Source organism: Alcaligenes sp., from assembly GCF_050255915.1.
Taxonomy (GTDB): Bacteria; Pseudomonadota; Gammaproteobacteria; order Burkholderiales; family Burkholderiaceae_B; genus Alcaligenes; species Alcaligenes aquatilis.
Genome location: NZ_JBFWIQ010000005.1, coordinates 54912 through 71480 on the forward strand (window position 1 = coordinate 54912; position 16569 = coordinate 71480).

A 16569-nucleotide genomic window follows, 5' to 3' on the forward strand; every position below is an offset into this window, starting at 1 on the left:
GCAATTTACATAAAGCTTTAAAGGTTCGAAGAATGGCTTCTCCTCTTGAGTATGTTGCAACGGCGCTGTTTGCCATTGCCATCGTCCACACCTTCTCGGTTCCGGTGTTTGCACGCTTGGCCAATAAAGGCGGCAGCCATGCAGGGCTATGGCACATGTTGTCCGAGGTCGAAGCCGTGTTTGGCGTCTGGGCCTGTGTGCTGGTGGCTTATATGGCCGTTTTTGTGGACTTGCAGTCGGCCATCGAGTATTTGGAGAGCCGCAACTTTACCGAGCCCATGTTCGTGTTTGCGATTATGGTGGTTGCCGCCAGCCGCCCGATTCTGGAGCTGGTGAACAAGATCGTGTCGGTGCTGGCACGAGCGGTACCCGTGTCGAACCAGATTTCCACCTACTTCATCACCATTTCCGTGGTGCCGTTGGTGGGTTCCCTGATTACCGAGCCCGCTGCCATGACCTTGGCGGCTTTGCTGCTGCATAAGGCGTATTTCCGCCATCAAGGCCATGCCGGTTTCAAGTATTTGACCGTGGGTGTGCTGTTTGTGAACGTGTCCATTGGCGGCGTCTTGACCGCGTATGCGGCACCGCCTGTCCTGATGGTTGCCAGCACGTTTGGCTGGGACAGCGCCTTTATGGCAACGCATTTTGGTTGGCGCGCTATTTTGGCCGTCTTGATCAATGCCACTTTGGTCACACTGATTTGCCGTAAAGCTTTGCTGGAAATGGGGCAGGGCATGCCCGAGCCCAGCCAAACCCAACGCCCGGTACCGATTGGTGTCATGGCGGTTCACGTGGCTTTCCTGATAGCGGTTGTGCTCGGTGCGCATCACCCCATTGTGTTCATGGCGTTGCTGATGCTGTTCATTGGTTATGCCCATTCGTACAAGCATTACCAGAACCCCTTGCTGGTGCGCGAAGGTCTGATGGTTGGTTTCTTTCTGGCCGGTCTGGTGGTGCTGGGTGGTTTGCAAAAATGGTGGTTGCAGGATTTGCTGGGCGGCCTGTCGCCGACGGTGCTGTTCTGGGGTGCAACGGCCTTGACCGCTGTGACCGATAATGCTGCCTTGACCTATCTGGGCTCTTTGGTTGAAGGTACGTCGGACATTTGGCGATACATGCTGGTGGCAGGTGCTGTAACCGGCGGTGGCTTGACCGTGATTGCCAATGCACCGAACCCCGCTGGCTTCTCCATTTTGAAAGGCAGCTTTCCGGACGGGGCCATCTCACCCCTGCGCCTGCTGCTTAGCGCCGCAGCACCGACCTTGATTGCTGCCTGCCTGTTTTTGATCTAAATCGGATGGCCGCCGCAGGCGGCCTGTCTGGCGGGGTGAAGTTCAGTGCGATTGCACCCCAAAAAGGGCTAAAATCACGTCAGAAGTGCCCCTGTGAACTCTTTTCGGGTTCTTTTTGAGCGGGTCCCCAGCTTGAAATTTGCTGGTATCGACCCTACTTATTTATCTCTCGAAGTTTGTTTCGGCTTTTTGTTAGGATGAGTCGTGCCTATCTATGCGTATAAATGCAGCTCGTGCCAATACGAAAAAGATGTGCTGCAAAAAATGTCGGACCCCGTTTTAGAGGTTTGTCCAGAATGTAATCAGCCTACCTTTACCAAACAGGTAACGGCGGCAGGATTCCAGCTCAAGGGTACGGGCTGGTATGTAACGGATTTTCGTAACCAGGGTGGCAGCAAGTCCGCAGACAGTGGCACTACGTCCACGCCTGCGCCTGCGGCGACGCCCACGTCCTCATCGTCCAGCTAACACCACTTCTTATGCGCCCCTTCAAGCGTTATTTCGTCACTGGCCTGCTCATTTGGGTGCCCTTGGTCATCACCGTCTGGGTGATGACTTTGCTGATCGAAACGCTGGAGAGCGTGGTACCGGAGTTTCTGTCTTCGCAGGCCCTGTTCGGCCTGCGAATTCCCGGCTTTAGAATTGTGCTGGTGCTGGCGGTCTTGTTTGGTACGGGTTTACTGGCGGCCAATTACCTGGGCCGTGCGGTGGTGGATCGTTGGGAATTGCTACTTGGGCGTATTCCTTTGGTGCGTTCCATTTATAATTCGGTCAAGCAAGTCAGTGATACGGTGTTGGCACCCGATGGTCAGGCGTTTCGCGAAGCCGTTCTGGTGCAGTATCCCAGGGCTGGCTCCTGGACCATTGCTTTTTTGACCGGAGTACCGGGCGGACAAGTGGCGCAGATATTGGGAGACGACTTTGTCAGCGTCTACGTGCCCACAACACCCAACCCAACTTCCGGTTTTTTCCTGATGATGCCTCGGGCCGATGTACACAAGCTCGACATGACAGTGGATGCGGCGCTTAAATACATCGTATCCATGGGTGTGGTCGGCCCTGCCGAGTCGATCGCCTTACCCCCAGTTTCTGACCAGTCTGAAGGGACACCTCCCTTGGCTGGAACCTGAATTTTCCAATTTGCAGTTTTTACTATTTCGGAGTCATCCTAGATGCGTACGTGTTATACCGGCGAGGTTTCCAAAGAATACCTGGGCCAGACGGTCAATTTGTTTGGCTGGGTACATCGTCGCCGCGACCACGGGGGTGTGATTTTCATTGATCTGCGCGACCGTGAGGGTCTGGCGCAGGTTGTCGTCAATCCTGACAACGTGCAGGCCTTTGAAGTGGCCGAACGTATCCGTAATGAGTACTGCCTGCGCATTACCGGCCGCGTTCAGGCCCGTCCTGAAGGCACCGTCAACCCGGATCTGCGTTCGGGCGAGATCGAAATCGTGTGTGATGAGATCGAAATCCTGAATGCCTCGGTCACCCCGGCTTTCCAGTTGGATGATGACAATCTGTCCGAAACTACGCGTCTGACGCATCGCGTGCTGGATTTGCGTCGTCCGCAAATGCAGAACAACCTGATGCTGCGCTACAAAGTGGCCATGCAGTCCCGTCGCTATCTGGACGACCTGGGTTTCATCGATATTGAAACCCCCATGTTGACCAAGAGCACCCCTGAGGGCGCTCGCGACTATCTGGTTCCCTCGCGTGTGAACGCGGGCGAATTCTTCGCATTGCCTCAGTCGCCCCAGTTGTTCAAGCAAATGCTGATGGTCTCGGGCTTTGACCGCTACTACCAGATCACCAAGTGCTTCCGCGACGAAGACCTGCGCGCTGACCGCCAGCCAGAATTTACCCAGATCGACTGCGAAACCTCTTTTCTGAACGAAGAGCAGATTCGCGAGATCTTTGAAGGCATGGTCACGCACATTTTCCGTACGGTGCAAAACGTGGAACTGCCTACGTTCCCCACCATGAGCTGGACCGAGGCCATGCAGCGCTACGGTTCGGACAAGCCTGACCTGCGCGTCAAACTGGAATTCGTGGACGTGGCTGATCTGATGCGTGAAGTGGACTTCAAGGTCTTTTCCGCCCCAGCCAATGACCCATCCTGCCGTGTGGTTGCCCTGCGCATTCCTGGTGGTGGCGCCATGCCCCGCAGCGAAATCGACGCCTACACCAAATTCGTCGGTATCTACGGTGCCAAGGGCCTGGCTTACATCAAGGTCAACGATGTTGCCTCGATTCCTGAAGGCTTGCAGTCGCCGATCGTCAAGAACATCCATGTTGACGTTCTGAAGCAGTTGATGGAGCGCACGGGCGCCCAGAACGGCGACCTGATCTTTTTTGGTGCGGACAAGGCCAAGATCGTCAACGATGCGATCGGTGCCCTGCGTATCAAGATCGGTCACAGCGAGTTTGGTAAAGAGAACGGTCTGTTTGAGGAAGGCTGGAAGCCTCTGTGGGTGGTGGACTTCCCCATGTTCGAATACGACGAGGGCGAAAACCGTTACTTTGCGGCTCATCACCCCTTCACCAGCCCCAAAGACGGCCATGAAGACCTGTTGGAAACCGATCCCGGCAAGGCCTTTGCCAAGGCATACGACATGGTGCTGAACGGTTGGGAAGTGGGCGGCGGTTCGGTCCGTATCCACCGTGCCGACGTTCAAAGCAAGGTGTTCAATGCCTTGAAGATCGGTCCTGAAGAAGCACAACTGAAGTTCGGCTTCCTGCTCGACGCGCTGCAATACGGTGCGCCTCCACATGGCGGTCTGGCTCTGGGCCTGGATCGTCTGGTCACCTTGATGGCCGGTGCCGATTCGATTCGTGATGTGATTGCTTTCCCCAAGACACAGCGTGCTCAGTGTCTGCTGACCCAGGCCCCATCGGCTGTGGATGAGCAGCAACTGCGTGAGTTGCATATTCGTCTGCGGGCTGTTGAAAACAAGTAAGTCAGAGCGGGGGACGGCGTGTCAGTGATTCGGGTAGTCAGCTACAACATTCACAAAGGCCGTTCGGCTTCTGGCAAACGGGAGTCTTTGGCGGATCTGCGCCTGGGACTTTACGGATTGTCTCCCGACTTGTTGTTTTTGCAGGAAGTGCAGGGGCGTAACCAACTGCAAGGCAGTCTGGACGCCCAGCACGAATCGCTGGCCGCTGCCTTGCGCATGAATACGGCTTATGGGTGCAACGTGGTTCGTCCTCATACGGATCACGGCAACGCCTTGCTGTCGCGCTTTCCCATTTTGCAGTACGAAAACCAGGACATCTCCGACCATCGTATGGAACAGCGCGGTTTGCTCCATGCGGTTGTTGATGTTGGCGGCCGTCCGGTGCATTGCATTGTGGTTCATCTGGGCCTGTTCAACAGTGGCCGGGTTCGCCAGGTTCAGGCCTTGCTCGATCGTATCAAGCGCATTGTCCCTGCGGACGAACCCTTGTTGATCGCGGGCGATTTCAACGACTGGAATAACCGTCTGGCGCCTATCTTTGTGCAGCAATTGAATCTGTACGAAGTGTTTTCCTTCTCGCCTCGCGGTCAGGCCGATAACCGTTTCCGCTTGCGCCAGCCCATCAAATGGCTGCGTACCATGCGTAAAAGCGGGCTGGTTGTGCCGGACCAAGGCATCCAACTGGGTGTCAATGGTGCTGCACGCATGACACCCCCACCTCGTACTTTCCCCGCAGCATTTCCCTGGTTACGGCTGGATCGTGTCTATCAGCGTGGTTTTGCAGTGCGTAATGCCCGCGTGCTGGTGGGAGACCCCTGGAAGCAGTTGTCCGATCATGCCCCTATCCTGACCGAGCTGGAGCTGCCGTAACGGGGCATTCAGTGGTTTCCTAACGTATAGGCCTAGCCAGCATGCCGAGTCTGAAGCGCGATCCACTTTGGCACGAAGGTAATCAAATCACCTTGCTGCAAAATGGCCAGGAGTTTTTTCCGGCTATCTGCGAAGCCATCGATCAGGCCAGAAAGCGTCTGCATCTGGAAACCTATATCTTCAATCTGGACGATAGTGGTCACTGTGTTTTGGACGCCTTGCGTCGAGCCAGTGAGCGCGGTGTGCGCGTACGCGTGGTAATTGATGGCTTTGGCAGCGATGTGCATGCCTTGCAAATTGCCGAGCAGTTAAAGGCCATGCGTGCGCGCTACCGGATTTATCGCCCCAAGCCGCAAGGGTGGCGCGAACCCCGCCTGTCCTTGCGACGCCTGCGCAGACTGCACCGGAAAATGCTGGTGGTCGATGAGCGCATTGGTTTTGTGGGTGGCATTAATATTCTGGATGACTTTGATGATGTGCCCTTGATCAATGGGCAGGGCATGCCGCGTTTTGATTTCGCCGTGCGCTGTGAAGGGCCGATTGTCGATGACATGGTGCGGGCGCAGCAGGCTTTATGGCTGCGTATGGCCTGGCGCAGACGCAAGGATTGGGACAGCTTCACCCAGCGTTTCACCTTGTGGCGCGAATGGCGCAAGCGCCGTCAGCAGCGCAAGAAGGCGGAGCAGGCCGGCCAGGTCTTTGAAGGCATACGGGCCACTTTGTTGCTGCGGGATAATGTGCGCCATCGTCAGCAAATTGAGCAGGCTTATTTGCAGTTGTTGTGCAAGGCGAAAGAGCAGGTCATTTTGGCCAATGCCTATTTTTTTCCGGGCCGCACCTTGCGACGGCATATTGAGCAAGCCGCCGAACGTGGTGTGCGAGTACGCTTGTTGTTGCAAGGCCATGCCGAATATTTCCTGCAATATCGGGCCTGTAGATTCATGTATGGGCAGTTGCTGGATCATGGCATTGAGCTGTATGAGTACAAGGCCAGCTATCTGCATGCCAAAGTAGCCGTCATCGATGACTACTCCATGGTGGGCTCGTCCAATCTGGATCCGTTCAGCCTGCTCCTGGCGCGTGAGGCCAATGTGCTGATTCAGGATCAGCCATTTACCCAGAATTTGCAGACCAAGCTGGAGTACGAGATCGAACACAATGCTGCCAGAGTCTACCCGGAGCAATATCAGCGTCTGGGGGTGTTCAGCCGGCTGGTTGATTACCTGGCCTATGGTATGTTGCGCCTGGGCGTGCTGCTGACGGGTAAATCGTCTTTGTATTGAGGGCAATCCTGTACGTTGTGCGGGTCTTTACCCATACAAGGTGCCGCCAGCCGGGCAGCGCCTTATAAAATACTCTCTATACTTTAAGAGTTTGGTCCCGAAGGACCGAGTTTGCCGTAACCATAATTACTTTTACCCGGAGGGTGGACCACATGAAAACACGTGCAGCAGTTGCCTGGAAAGCGGGCGCACCGCTAACGATTGAAGAGGTCGATCTGGCAGGTCCCAAAGCGGGCGAAGTGCTGGTCGAGATCAAGGCGACGGGCATTTGCCATACCGATTACTACACCCTGTCTGGCGCTGACCCAGAAGGTTTGTTCCCGGCCATCCTGGGCCATGAAGGCGCAGGCGTGGTGCTGGATGTGGGCGCGGGTGTGACCAGCCTGCGTCCCGGCGATCACGTGATTCCGCTGTACACGCCCGAGTGCCGCCAGTGCAAATCCTGTCTGTCGCGCAAGACCAACCTGTGTACCGCCATTCGCTCTACTCAGGGCAAGGGCCTGATGCCGGACGGAACGTCGCGTTTCTCCATCGGTGGCAAGCCTGTGCACCACTACATGGGCACATCGACTTTTGCCAACCACATCGTGGTGCCAGAAATTGCCTTGGCCAAGATTCGTAACGACGCGCCGTTCGACAAGGTGTGCTACATCGGCTGCGGCGTGACCACCGGTTTGGGCGCCGTGCTGTTTACCGCCAAAGTGGAGGCCGGTGCCAACGTGGTGGTGTTCGGTTTGGGCGGTATCGGCCTGAACGTGATCCAGGGCGCCAAGATGGTGGGTGCGGGCAAGATCATTGGTGTGGACATCAACCCCGAGCGCGAAGCCATGGCTCGCCAGTTCGGCATGACTGATTTTGTGAACCCCAATGACGTTGAAAACGTGGTGGACCACATTATTCAACTGACGGACGGCGGCGCGGATTACTCCTTTGAATGTATTGGCAACACCAAGGTGATGCGTCAGGCGTTGGAGTGCTGCCACCGTGGTTGGGGCCAGTCCATCATTATTGGGGTGGCCGAGGCCGGTGCCGAAATCTCCACTCGTCCGTTCCAGTTGGTGACCGGCCGTGAATGGAAGGGCTCTGCCTTTGGTGGCGCTCGTGGTCGTACCGACGTACCGAAAATTGTGGACTGGTACATGGATGGCAAGATCAATATCGACGATCTGATCACCCACACTTTGCCGCTGGAACGCATTAATGAAGGTTTCGACCTGATGAATGCCGGTCAATCCATCCGTTCGGTGGTGATGTACTGATAGACGTCGCAGGAAGAGGGCGCAGGCCGCTGCCTGCACCCTTTATCCCGGTGCCAGAGTCCGTTGCCGCCCTGGGGGTGTGCCACCGGCTTTGGGCCGGATCTGCAATTGAGAACAAGAGGGGCTATGACTCAGACACTGGAACTGCTCAACGAACACCGCTGTTTTGATGGCTGGCAGCGTTATTACCAACACGCTTCGCAGACGATTGGTCTGCCCATGCGGTTTTCTGTGTATATGCCGCCACAACTACAGGCCGGTGCTCAGAAAGAGGCCGCCAGCCTGGCAGAGGCCATCGGGCAAGGCCGTGTGCCTGTGCTGTTTTTCCTGGCAGGGCTGACTTGCACAGAGGAAACCTTCATGATCAAGGCCGGTGCCCAGCGTTACGCTGCCGAGCACGGCATCATGCTGGTCACTCCCGATACCAGCCCGCGTGGCGCCGGCGTGGACGGGGAAAATGATGGCTGGGATCTGGGCACGGGTGCTGGTTTCTATCTGGATGCCACTGAACCGGGCTGGAACAAGCATTACCGCATGGAAAGCTATGTGACCCAGGAGCTGTTTGAGCTGGTCACGACCATCCTGCCCGGTGATGCCAGCCGTGTGGGTATTTTTGGTCATTCCATGGGGGGGCATGGTGCCTTGACGCTAGCGTTGCGCCATCCCGGCAAGTACCGCTCCGTGTCGGCCTTTGCGCCTATTGCTGCGCCAACCCGCTGCCCCTGGGGTGAAAAAGCCTTTGGTGCCTACTTGGGTCAGGATCGTCAGGCCTGGGAACAGCACGACGCCAGCGCCTTGATGGCCAAGACCAGCACGCCGTATCCTGCCGGAATTTTGGTGGATCAGGGTGTGAGCGACGGTTTTCTGGCCGAACAACTGTATCCGGACGTATTCGAGCAGGCGTGCGAGCAGGCCAAACAGCCTTTGACCCTGCGCCGTCACGACGGCTATGACCATGGCTACTACTTCATCTCGACCTTCATTCAGGACCATCTGAATTTCCACGCCGAGCGACTGTGATCGTTGGATAAACAAGGTCGTACTTTGTTATTTTCAGGTGGGCCTTAAGGCGTTACTCTCAGGCAGACACGGTTTTTTGCCTGTTTGTGGCGTTCTGCCCACCGATTGACCGCCGTTTCCCCTCAAGTAGTGAACTTTTTCTTGCTGCGACGCTCTTATTCCTGTACTCGAAATTTTTAGCACTCCAGACCATCGAGTGCTAAACTCAATGATTGTTGAAATACGTTTTTGGCGGTTTGAGGGCCTTGTTGAGTGCTCTCGCCGGCTGACCTTTGAAGGATTTTCCATGACACAACAAGCGAACGCTTTGGCCCTGGCGTCTGGTAATGAACTCGTCGCCGCCGTGTCTAATCCAGGCGCACTGGGGACGATCGAAGCGTATATTTCTGCTGTTAACCGTCTGCCCATGCTCAGCGCCGAACGCGAAACCGAGCTGGGTCAGCGCCTGCGCGACCAGGATGACCTGGATGCTGCGCGCGAACTGATTTTGTCGCACCTGCGTCTGGTGGTGTCCATTGCCCGCCAGTACCTGGGTTACGGCTTGCCGCATGCCGACCTGATTCAGGAAGGGAACGTGGGCCTGATGAAGGCCGTCAAACGCTTTGACCCAGAACGCGGTGTGCGTCTGGTGTCGTTTGCCGTGCATTGGATCAAGGCCGAGATTCATGAATACGTCGTGCGCAACTGGCGCATGGTGAAAGTGGCTACCACCAAGGCCCAACGCAAACTGTTTTTCAATCTGCGCCGCATGCGTCCGGACGGACAAACGCTGGATACGGCTCAGGTAGACGCGATTGCGCGTGAACTCGATGTGCGTCCACAGGACGTCAGCGAGATGGAGGTGCGCCTGTCCGGTCACGATATGGCTCTGGAAGCCCCGACTAATGACGACGATGACCATTTCGCGCCTATTTCTTACCTGTCCGACGAAGGGCAGGAGGAACCCTCGCGTGTGCTGGAACGTCGTGCTCAGGACATGCTGGAAGGCAGTGGCCTGGAAGAAGCGATCGACACGCTGGACGAGCGTTCGCAGCGCATTGTGCGCGCCCGCTGGTTGCAGGACGATGGCGGCGCGACCTTGCACGATCTGGCCGCCGAATTTGGCGTGTCGGCAGAGCGCATCCGTCAAATCGAAGTGGCTGCATTCAAGAAGTTGCGCGTTGCTTTGGCGGAAGCGGTTTAAGCCGTTTTAAAGAGTTACAAATTTCCAGGGAAACCGGCAGAACTTAAGCTGATCTTCGCGGACTAAACAATACATTTGCTGATTTTTGCCACCTATGCAATTCGGCATTTGCACATCCGCTTCGGCTTCTCCTCTTCCCCTCCCTTTTGAAGCGGATGTTTACGGGACACCAGCTAGGTGTCCCTTTTTTTTGTCCTGATTTTTCAGCCTTTTTGCCTGCCGAGTCCATCTGACCTAGCAGGCAAAAACGATCAGAAGGTCAAAGCAGCGCGTAGCCAGACGGTGCGACCAGGGTCATTAAAGCGGCTTGCTGCCCCAAAACCAAACCCACTGTTCCCGGCCAGATTCAGGTGTTCGCCATAGGTCTTGTCGAACACATTATCCACACCGGCTGTCACAGACAGATTGCGGTTGATCTTGTAGCCGCCGTACAGCGACAAGGTGCTGAAACCGCCGGTAGGTCCAAAGTCGTAACCCACCACATTCCCTTGTCCCTGCGAATAGCGATTTTGCTTGGCCACAATGCGCCAGACACCGCCTGCGGACCAAGGACCTTGCACATAATCCGCTGTCAGACGCAGATCCAGCGGAGGCATTTGCGGCAGAGCGCGGCCATCAGTGCTATTTCGACCCCAGGCATAGGCCAGGCTGCCGCCCAAGGTCCAGTTGGGCGTCGCTTTCCAGTCCGCACCCAATTCGCCGCCCATGATGCGGGCCTTAACGTTGCGGGCCTGGGTTTTCTTGCCCATCATGCCGCCGGGCAGGTAGTCGAACAAGATGTAGTCTTGAATCTGGCCGATATAGGCAGAAGCCCAGGCCGAGACCGTTTCATCCTTGTACTGCGCGCCAAAATCCAGCTGCGTGGTCTTTTCAGGCTGAATCCCCAGGAAGGCACTGGGGCTGCCGTGCGGACCGCTGGCCGGGGAAATCAGTTCCCAATAATCCGGCATGCGCTGCACATGACCAATACCGGCGTACAGGCTCAAAGGCAGGGAATCCAGATCATGCTCGATACGCAAGAAGGCACTGGGCAGGGTTTCCCGACGGCGCTCGTTGGCTCCGGGGTTGGGCTTGCTCATCATGCCACTGCCCAGGCTGGGGCGCAGATCGCGGGCGCTGGCCCAATCCAGACGCGCACCACCAATCAAACGGCTGGCGTCATTCAGATCCCAACGGGCCTCGGTGAAGATGCCGATATTGTCGAACTCGGCATCTTTTACCCAATCCTGATCACGGTAGTCCTGCATCCCCATTGCGCTGCGTTTGCGATGGCGGCTGCGCATGGCATCCGCGCCGGTGGTTAGCGTCAGGTCGTCGCTCAAGGCCCAGTCCATGCTGAAGCGGCCGCCCCAGGTCAGGCGGTCCACATTGGAAGCCATAGGCATGGACATACCGCCGCTGGGTTTGAAGGGGCGCAGCTCGTAGTTATCCATCACGTGATCGGCGTAGTTGTAATACAACTGGGCCTGCACATTGCGCAGCACGCCTTCATGCATGTCTTTCTGGAAGCGCAGACCCAAGGTTTCGCGCTTGAATTTTGTGCCGTCCATGCCACGACCAGCATAGCGGGCATAGCCGTCACCCGTGCCCGCGCTTAACTCCAGCAAAGTATCGGCATCGGGGGTCAGGCCAATGGCGACGTCTGTATTCCATTTTTTCCAGCGCGAAGGCACACGCTCACCATCCCCGTCCTTGTAGTCTTGCGCGCGATCCTGATTGGCGGTCAGGCGGGCATAGTAAGAGGCATTGCCAGCGGCAAAGTCCACATTGCCTGCGTGACGACCAGCCGAGCCGCCCAGGATGCTGGCGTCCAGCGTGGCATCGCTTTCGGTAAAGCCAGGCGCTTTGCGCTCGAAACGTACCGTCCCGGCAGACGCGCCTGGCCCCCAGCGCACGCTTTGTGGGCCTTTGATGATGGTCAGCTCATCAAAGGATTGGGGCGAAATGTAGGAGGTGGGCGCATCCATGCGCGACGGGCAGGCACCAGGCATGGAGCTGCCATTGGTCAGCACGTTCAGGCGCGAGCCAAACATGCCACGCAGCACCGGGTCGCCGTTGCTGCCGCCATTACGGATGGCGGCAAAGCCAGGGATGGTTTTCAAGTAGTCTGTGCCGTCGCTGGCGGGCAGGGGCAGGCGCGGCAGTTTGGGATTGGTGCTGAACTGCAAGGGAGATTCAGGAGCCACCCCTGTCACCACAATGGGGCTGAGTTGTTCGATAACGGTGGATTGGGCCAGGGCAATAGAGGGCACACAGGCCAGAACACCGGCGCTGATCAGGCCGGGGTTTACTAATTTCTTCATGACTAAATTCCGAAGAGCAGCCGTCGCCCAGCGGCAAATCCGCTTGGGCAATAGCAGCAAAGGAGAAAAGGCGCAGCGGCAGAGCCGAACGCGGGAAATCAGGCAGGAAGAAGAAAGGGTGGGGCTCGTTGTCCCACCGGCGGGCCACGAATAAAGGCCTGTGCCAGGGCGGGATCAAGCGGGGGAAGCAGGAAGGGCCGGAAGTGGCCCAGGCTCAAGGGTGTGGCGACAGCCACAGGCGCGGGCGTCAACGCGGCTTGCAGCATGACGCAGAACGGACAGGTGGCGCTGGTAGTAGCCTCGTCCGAGTGGTCAGCGGTGTCCTCGCCCAACAAGGCTGCCCAGTGCCGCACCATTTCAGGGGGCAGGCTTTGTCCTGAAGGCAAACAGAAGGCCAGGGCATAGCCCTGATCGTTTTGCGTGGGCATGTAGCCCGCAGGCACGATTCCGCGCAGCACCACAGCCAGCAACAACAAGCACAGGCCCAGACGATGGGGCCAGCGAGTCGCAGCAGGAAAGGGACGCGGAAAATTCATGATGCGAAAGTATAACCAGTTATGTCAAAGGCGAATTTGCGTTGGCGCAGATTCCGGCTCGCTGTCGTATCTTTGTGTAGATGTGGCTCTGGGTGCGGGGCCAGAGGCCAAAAAACGTAAATTTTGCGAGAAAAAGATAGTTCGGTGGCTGTGATGCGGGGAAAAGGCGCTATTCTGCCTTATGCGGAAAGCGGGGGGATTTTCCGTGTCGATCTGGCCTGTCCACGCCTGAATGCGTAGGTACATGCCGGTAGACTCAATGCCGATGACAAAGGATGTCGCGATGCAGATTGGGCAGTTTGTGTTTGGGTTGGCAGGCCTGTTGGGGCTGGTTGCCTTTATGCCGCCTTTGGCGGGACGCTTGCGACTGCCGTACTCCGTACTCTTGGCTCTGATCGGCTTTGCGCTGGGCATCCTGTTGCATCTGCATGCCTGGGCACCCAAGATGGTGTCGGACTTTCTGAGCACCCTGCAAGCCTTCGACATCTCCTCCGAGACCTTCCTCTACGCCTTCCTGCCTATCTTGCTGTTCGAGACTTCGCTGGCCATGAACCTGCGTAGGTTGCTCGATGATATAGGCGCCATCTTGATGATGGCCATTGTGGCCGTGGTGGTCTGTACCTTTGCCGTGGGTTATGCCCTGAACGTGGCCTCTTCCTATGGGCTGGTGGTCTGTTTGATGCTGGGCGCCATTGTGGCCACCACAGACCCAGTCGCTGTGGTGGGTATCTTCCGTGAAGTGGGTGCGCCTAAACGTCTGTCCACGCTGGTCGAGGGCGAGGCCCTGTTCAATGACGCGGCCTCAATTGCCTTGTACTCGGTGCTGCTGGCGGTGTTGACCGGCGGTGGCGAATTAAGTGGCAGCACCGTGCTGGGCAGTTTCCTGTTCAGCTTCTTGGGCGGTGGTGTTGCAGGTTTCCTGATGGGGCGTCTGGCCAGTGGCCTGTTCGTGCTGTTACGAGGCTGGCCCGCAGCGGAAGTGACGCTGACCATTGCCTTGGCATATCTGGCCTTTTTTGTGTCCGAGCACTATCTGGGTGTATCGGGTGTGGTTGCCACGGTCATTTCCGGTTTGGTGGTTGGCTCCACAGGCCGCACCCGCATGTCGCCCGCGACCTTCGAACTCTTGAGCAGCTCCTGGTCCCAGATGGGCTTTCTGGCCAATTCCTTGATCTTCTTGTTTGCTGCCATGTTGATTCCGCGCCTGATGGCTGAAATCACCTGGATGCAGATCGGCCTGGTCGCCTTGCTGTTTGTGGTGACCTTGCTGGCACGGGCTGTCATGGTGTTTGCCGTGTTGCCCTTGCTGGGGCGCACCCGCTTTGGGACCCGAGTCAGTCGTCCCTATCGGGTGGTGATTCTGTGGGGTGGGCTGCGTGGTGCTGTCTCCTTGGCCTTGGCCTTGGCCGTCACCGAGCAACACGCTATCCCGCATGATGTGCGCCAGTTCATCGGCGTGGCCACGACGGGCTTTGTGTTGCTGACTTTGTTTGTGAACGGGATCAGTCTGCGGCCTTTGATTCGTCGTTTGGGTCTGAACCAACTGACCCCTCTGGAGCGCCATTTGCGCGATCAGGCGGTGAGCCTGGCCCTGGAAGAGCTGCGTGACAAGACCGAGGAACTGGGTCGGCAAGAGCAGATCAAGCCACAGGTTATCGAGCGCCTGTGTACCGTTTTTGAGGCCAGTCAGGCCGGTGTGGCGTCGGGTCAGATCCAAAGCCTGACCGAGGCGCAGAAAGTGAAAATGGGCATGGCGATTCTGTCGGCCCGTGAAGTGGAGCTGTTTTACGAGCAGTTGAAATCGCAGATTGTGGACTGGAAAACAGCCGAGTCCTTGTTAAGCCGGGCCGAGCGCATGAACGATACGGTGCGTCAGGCGGGTTTGGCTGGTTTTGAGGCCGCCATTGCATCAGACCTGCGTTACTCCCGAGGGTTTCGTTATGCGTTGCGCTTGCATTATCTATTTGGCCGGCAAGGCTGGCTGGTCCGGGAACTGGACAAGCGTTTCTCGAACCTGATCGCCAAGCGGTCAGTGGCCCAGCGTTTGATACAGTTTGCCCAAACGGAGCTGGCTCCCTTATTGGGGCAGCAGGCCACCGGTACGATTGTGCAGGCCCATAAATTGCGTCTGTCGCAACTGGAAGATGCCTTGCATTCCTTGACGCTGCAATACCCTGTGTTTGCACAATGGTTGCAGGAATCCTATCTGGCGCGAGTGGCGGCGGCACAAGAGCGAGCCCACTATCGCACCATGCTGTCGCACTCTCTGATTACCAGCGAGATGTACGCGGATCTGGTCAAACAGATCACGCAACGCTGGCGCTATCTGGAGGAGCGTCCCACTCTGGACATGACCATGAGTGCCATGGAGTTGATTGCCCAGGTGCCCATGTTCGATGGCATTTCCGAGCAGGCCAAAAAAGAACTGGCGCGACGCTTGCGCCCCCGTCTGGCTCTGCCGGACCAGAAGATTCATCTGCGCTACGGCGGCATGCGCGTCATGTTCTTTGTGGCTTCCGGAGCACTGGAGCTGACCTTGCCCGATGGCAGTCTGGTCGAATTGGGAACAGGGCAGACGATTGGCGAGGTGAATGTCGTCGAGCATAGCGACCATGCGGGCGAAGTCCGCTCTCTGGGCTATAGCCGCCTGTTGATGCTGACCGAGCGCGACTTCGACACCTTGCGTGGCAAAGATCCTATCTTCAGTGAAAAGATCGAGGCAGTCGTGCGTCAACGCCAGCGAGCCTACCAAGTCTGGCAAGAGTTCGAGTCCGGCCAACGCCAGCACGAAGCACTGCCACCGCTATTTGGCTTGGCGCATGCTTTGAGTGAGGCGGAGAGTTTCGTGGGGCCTTTGCAGCCTAGTGGGGATATCCCTGTTGTAACCGAAGCGACGAAGTCCGGTAGCAATCCACGTGAATAAGATCTTGATGGTGGAGTGAGGCCAAGGATTGGCGATCAAAGTGGGGCTGGCTGGTGCTCGACCAACTTTGTCGTATCAGGCGTATTCCGTGGCTACTACGAGATAGGCAACAGTCACTTAGTCACCGTAGACTCGTGTTGACGTTGAATCGTCAGAGTAAAGAACTTGTTACTTTGCGCACTTTCTTGGCTACGTGCCCGTGTTTACAGAGTGTGCATGATGCTTTCCATTGACTATGACTGCCAACACTCAACCCGTGAAGAAAGACAGTATTTTGATACTTGATATCGACGGTACGTTGACCGATTCGATTGCCATGCATCAGGAAGCCTTGCTCGGAGCCATGCAAACACTGATGTTGGAACATTTGAATACCGACTGGGGCAGCTATCCCCATCACACTGATACCGGGATTTTTGCCCATGCAATGAAAGAGCATGGGCGAACAGGGATCTCGCCAGATCAGATGGCGAGTTTTGAGAGGGATTTGGGTTCCCGGTTTTCGGTCCTGCTTGCTGAGCGCGGTTTGCGTGAAATTACTGGTGCCCGAACATTCGTAAAGGCTATGGAGACGACACGCTGGGGCGTAGTGTTCGCCACGGGAGGTATCCGGTCAGTGAGCCGACAAAAACTTCATGCTGTTGCGATTGATTTTGTGGAGGAAGCGTTGCTTACCTCGTCCGAGCATGCTGCACGTGATGATCTCGTCAAGGCTGCGCGAGTCCGTGCAATGCATCTCTATGATATGGACAAGCCTCGGGCCGTCGTGTCTGTAGGAGATGGTTTGTGGGACATGCGGGTCGCGAGTGCGCTTGGTTTGGGGTTCGTTGGTATTGGCAGTCCTGATTCAGCATCAGGTCGTGCCTTGCGTACTCAAGGAGCCACTGTCCTTGATGATCTGGGTGATGTCATACGATGTCTGGAGTCGTCGTAAGCATGA

13 protein-coding genes are annotated in these 16569 nt (G+C 56.8%); 11 read left to right on the top strand and 2 right to left on the bottom strand.

Going from position 1 to position 16569, the window contains the following annotated elements:
- Window positions 1-32 precede the first annotated feature (32 nt).
- The 9 genes from AB7E06_RS07765 to rpoH all read left to right on the top strand — a co-directional run bounded on the left by AB7E06_RS07765 (window position 33) and on the right by rpoH (window position 9867).
- Window positions 33-1292 carry a putative Na+/H+ antiporter gene (locus tag AB7E06_RS07765; RefSeq protein WP_094198077.1) on the top strand — a complete coding sequence of 420 codons (1260 nt, stop codon included), beginning with the start codon at window positions 33-35 and terminating at the stop codon, window positions 1290-1292.
- 204 nt (window positions 1293-1496) lie between these two features.
- Window positions 1497-1760: an FmdB family zinc ribbon protein gene (locus AB7E06_RS07770; RefSeq protein WP_427956113.1), complete on the top strand. Its 264-nt coding sequence runs from the start codon at window positions 1497-1499 to the stop codon at window positions 1758-1760.
- A gap of 11 nt (window positions 1761-1771) precedes the next feature.
- Window positions 1772-2422: a DUF502 domain-containing protein gene (locus AB7E06_RS07775; protein ID WP_094198075.1), complete on the top strand. Its 651-nt coding sequence runs from the start codon at window positions 1772-1774 to the stop codon at window positions 2420-2422.
- Between the two features lie 42 nt (window positions 2423-2464).
- Complete coding sequence (aspS, locus tag AB7E06_RS07780) at window positions 2465-4252, top strand: aspartate--tRNA ligase (RefSeq protein WP_094198074.1); 1788 nt, start codon at window positions 2465-2467, stop codon at window positions 4250-4252.
- Window positions 4253-4270: 18 nt separating this feature from the next.
- On the top strand, window positions 4271-5122 hold the full coding sequence (locus tag AB7E06_RS07785; RefSeq protein ID WP_094198073.1) for an endonuclease/exonuclease/phosphatase family protein: 852 nt from the start codon (window positions 4271-4273) through the stop codon (window positions 5120-5122).
- Between the two features lie 41 nt (window positions 5123-5163).
- A complete protein-coding gene (clsB, locus tag AB7E06_RS07790) occupies window positions 5164-6405 on the top strand; it encodes a cardiolipin synthase ClsB (protein WP_094198072.1) in 1242 nt (413 codons plus the stop codon).
- A gap of 152 nt (window positions 6406-6557) precedes the next feature.
- Window positions 6558-7664, top strand: a complete 1107-nt coding sequence (locus tag AB7E06_RS07795; protein WP_406611631.1) for an S-(hydroxymethyl)glutathione dehydrogenase/class III alcohol dehydrogenase — start codon at window positions 6558-6560, stop codon at window positions 7662-7664.
- Between the two features lie 126 nt (window positions 7665-7790).
- Window positions 7791-8684: an S-formylglutathione hydrolase gene (fghA, locus tag AB7E06_RS07800; protein ID WP_427956118.1), complete on the top strand. Its 894-nt coding sequence runs from the start codon at window positions 7791-7793 to the stop codon at window positions 8682-8684.
- Between the two features lie 286 nt (window positions 8685-8970).
- On the top strand, window positions 8971-9867 hold the full coding sequence (gene rpoH, locus AB7E06_RS07805; RefSeq protein ID WP_376912487.1) for an RNA polymerase sigma factor RpoH: 897 nt from the start codon (window positions 8971-8973) through the stop codon (window positions 9865-9867).
- A gap of 251 nt (window positions 9868-10118) precedes the next feature.
- Here the strand turns inward: rpoH and AB7E06_RS07810 are convergent, their stop codons facing one another.
- Window positions 10119-12170 carry a TonB-dependent copper receptor gene (locus tag AB7E06_RS07810; RefSeq protein ID WP_094198068.1) on the bottom strand — a complete coding sequence of 684 codons (2052 nt, stop codon included), beginning with the start codon at window positions 12168-12170 and terminating at the stop codon, window positions 10119-10121.
- A gap of 98 nt (window positions 12171-12268) precedes the next feature.
- Window positions 12269-12706 (bottom strand): DUF2946 family protein, encoded by a 438-nt coding sequence (locus AB7E06_RS07815; protein ID WP_427956122.1) that lies wholly within the window; start codon window positions 12704-12706, stop codon window positions 12269-12271.
- 283 nt (window positions 12707-12989) lie between these two features.
- Between AB7E06_RS07815 and AB7E06_RS07820 the strand changes: the two genes are divergently transcribed.
- Together AB7E06_RS07820 and AB7E06_RS07825 are read left to right on the top strand one after the other, a co-directional pair.
- Window positions 12990-15629: a cation:proton antiporter gene (locus AB7E06_RS07820; protein WP_234354359.1), complete on the top strand. Its 2640-nt coding sequence runs from the start codon at window positions 12990-12992 to the stop codon at window positions 15627-15629.
- 235 nt (window positions 15630-15864) lie between these two features.
- Window positions 15865-16563 carry an HAD family hydrolase gene (locus tag AB7E06_RS07825; protein ID WP_199827847.1) on the top strand — a complete coding sequence of 233 codons (699 nt, stop codon included), beginning with the start codon at window positions 15865-15867 and terminating at the stop codon, window positions 16561-16563.
- The last annotated feature ends 6 nt before the right edge of the window (window positions 16564-16569 follow it).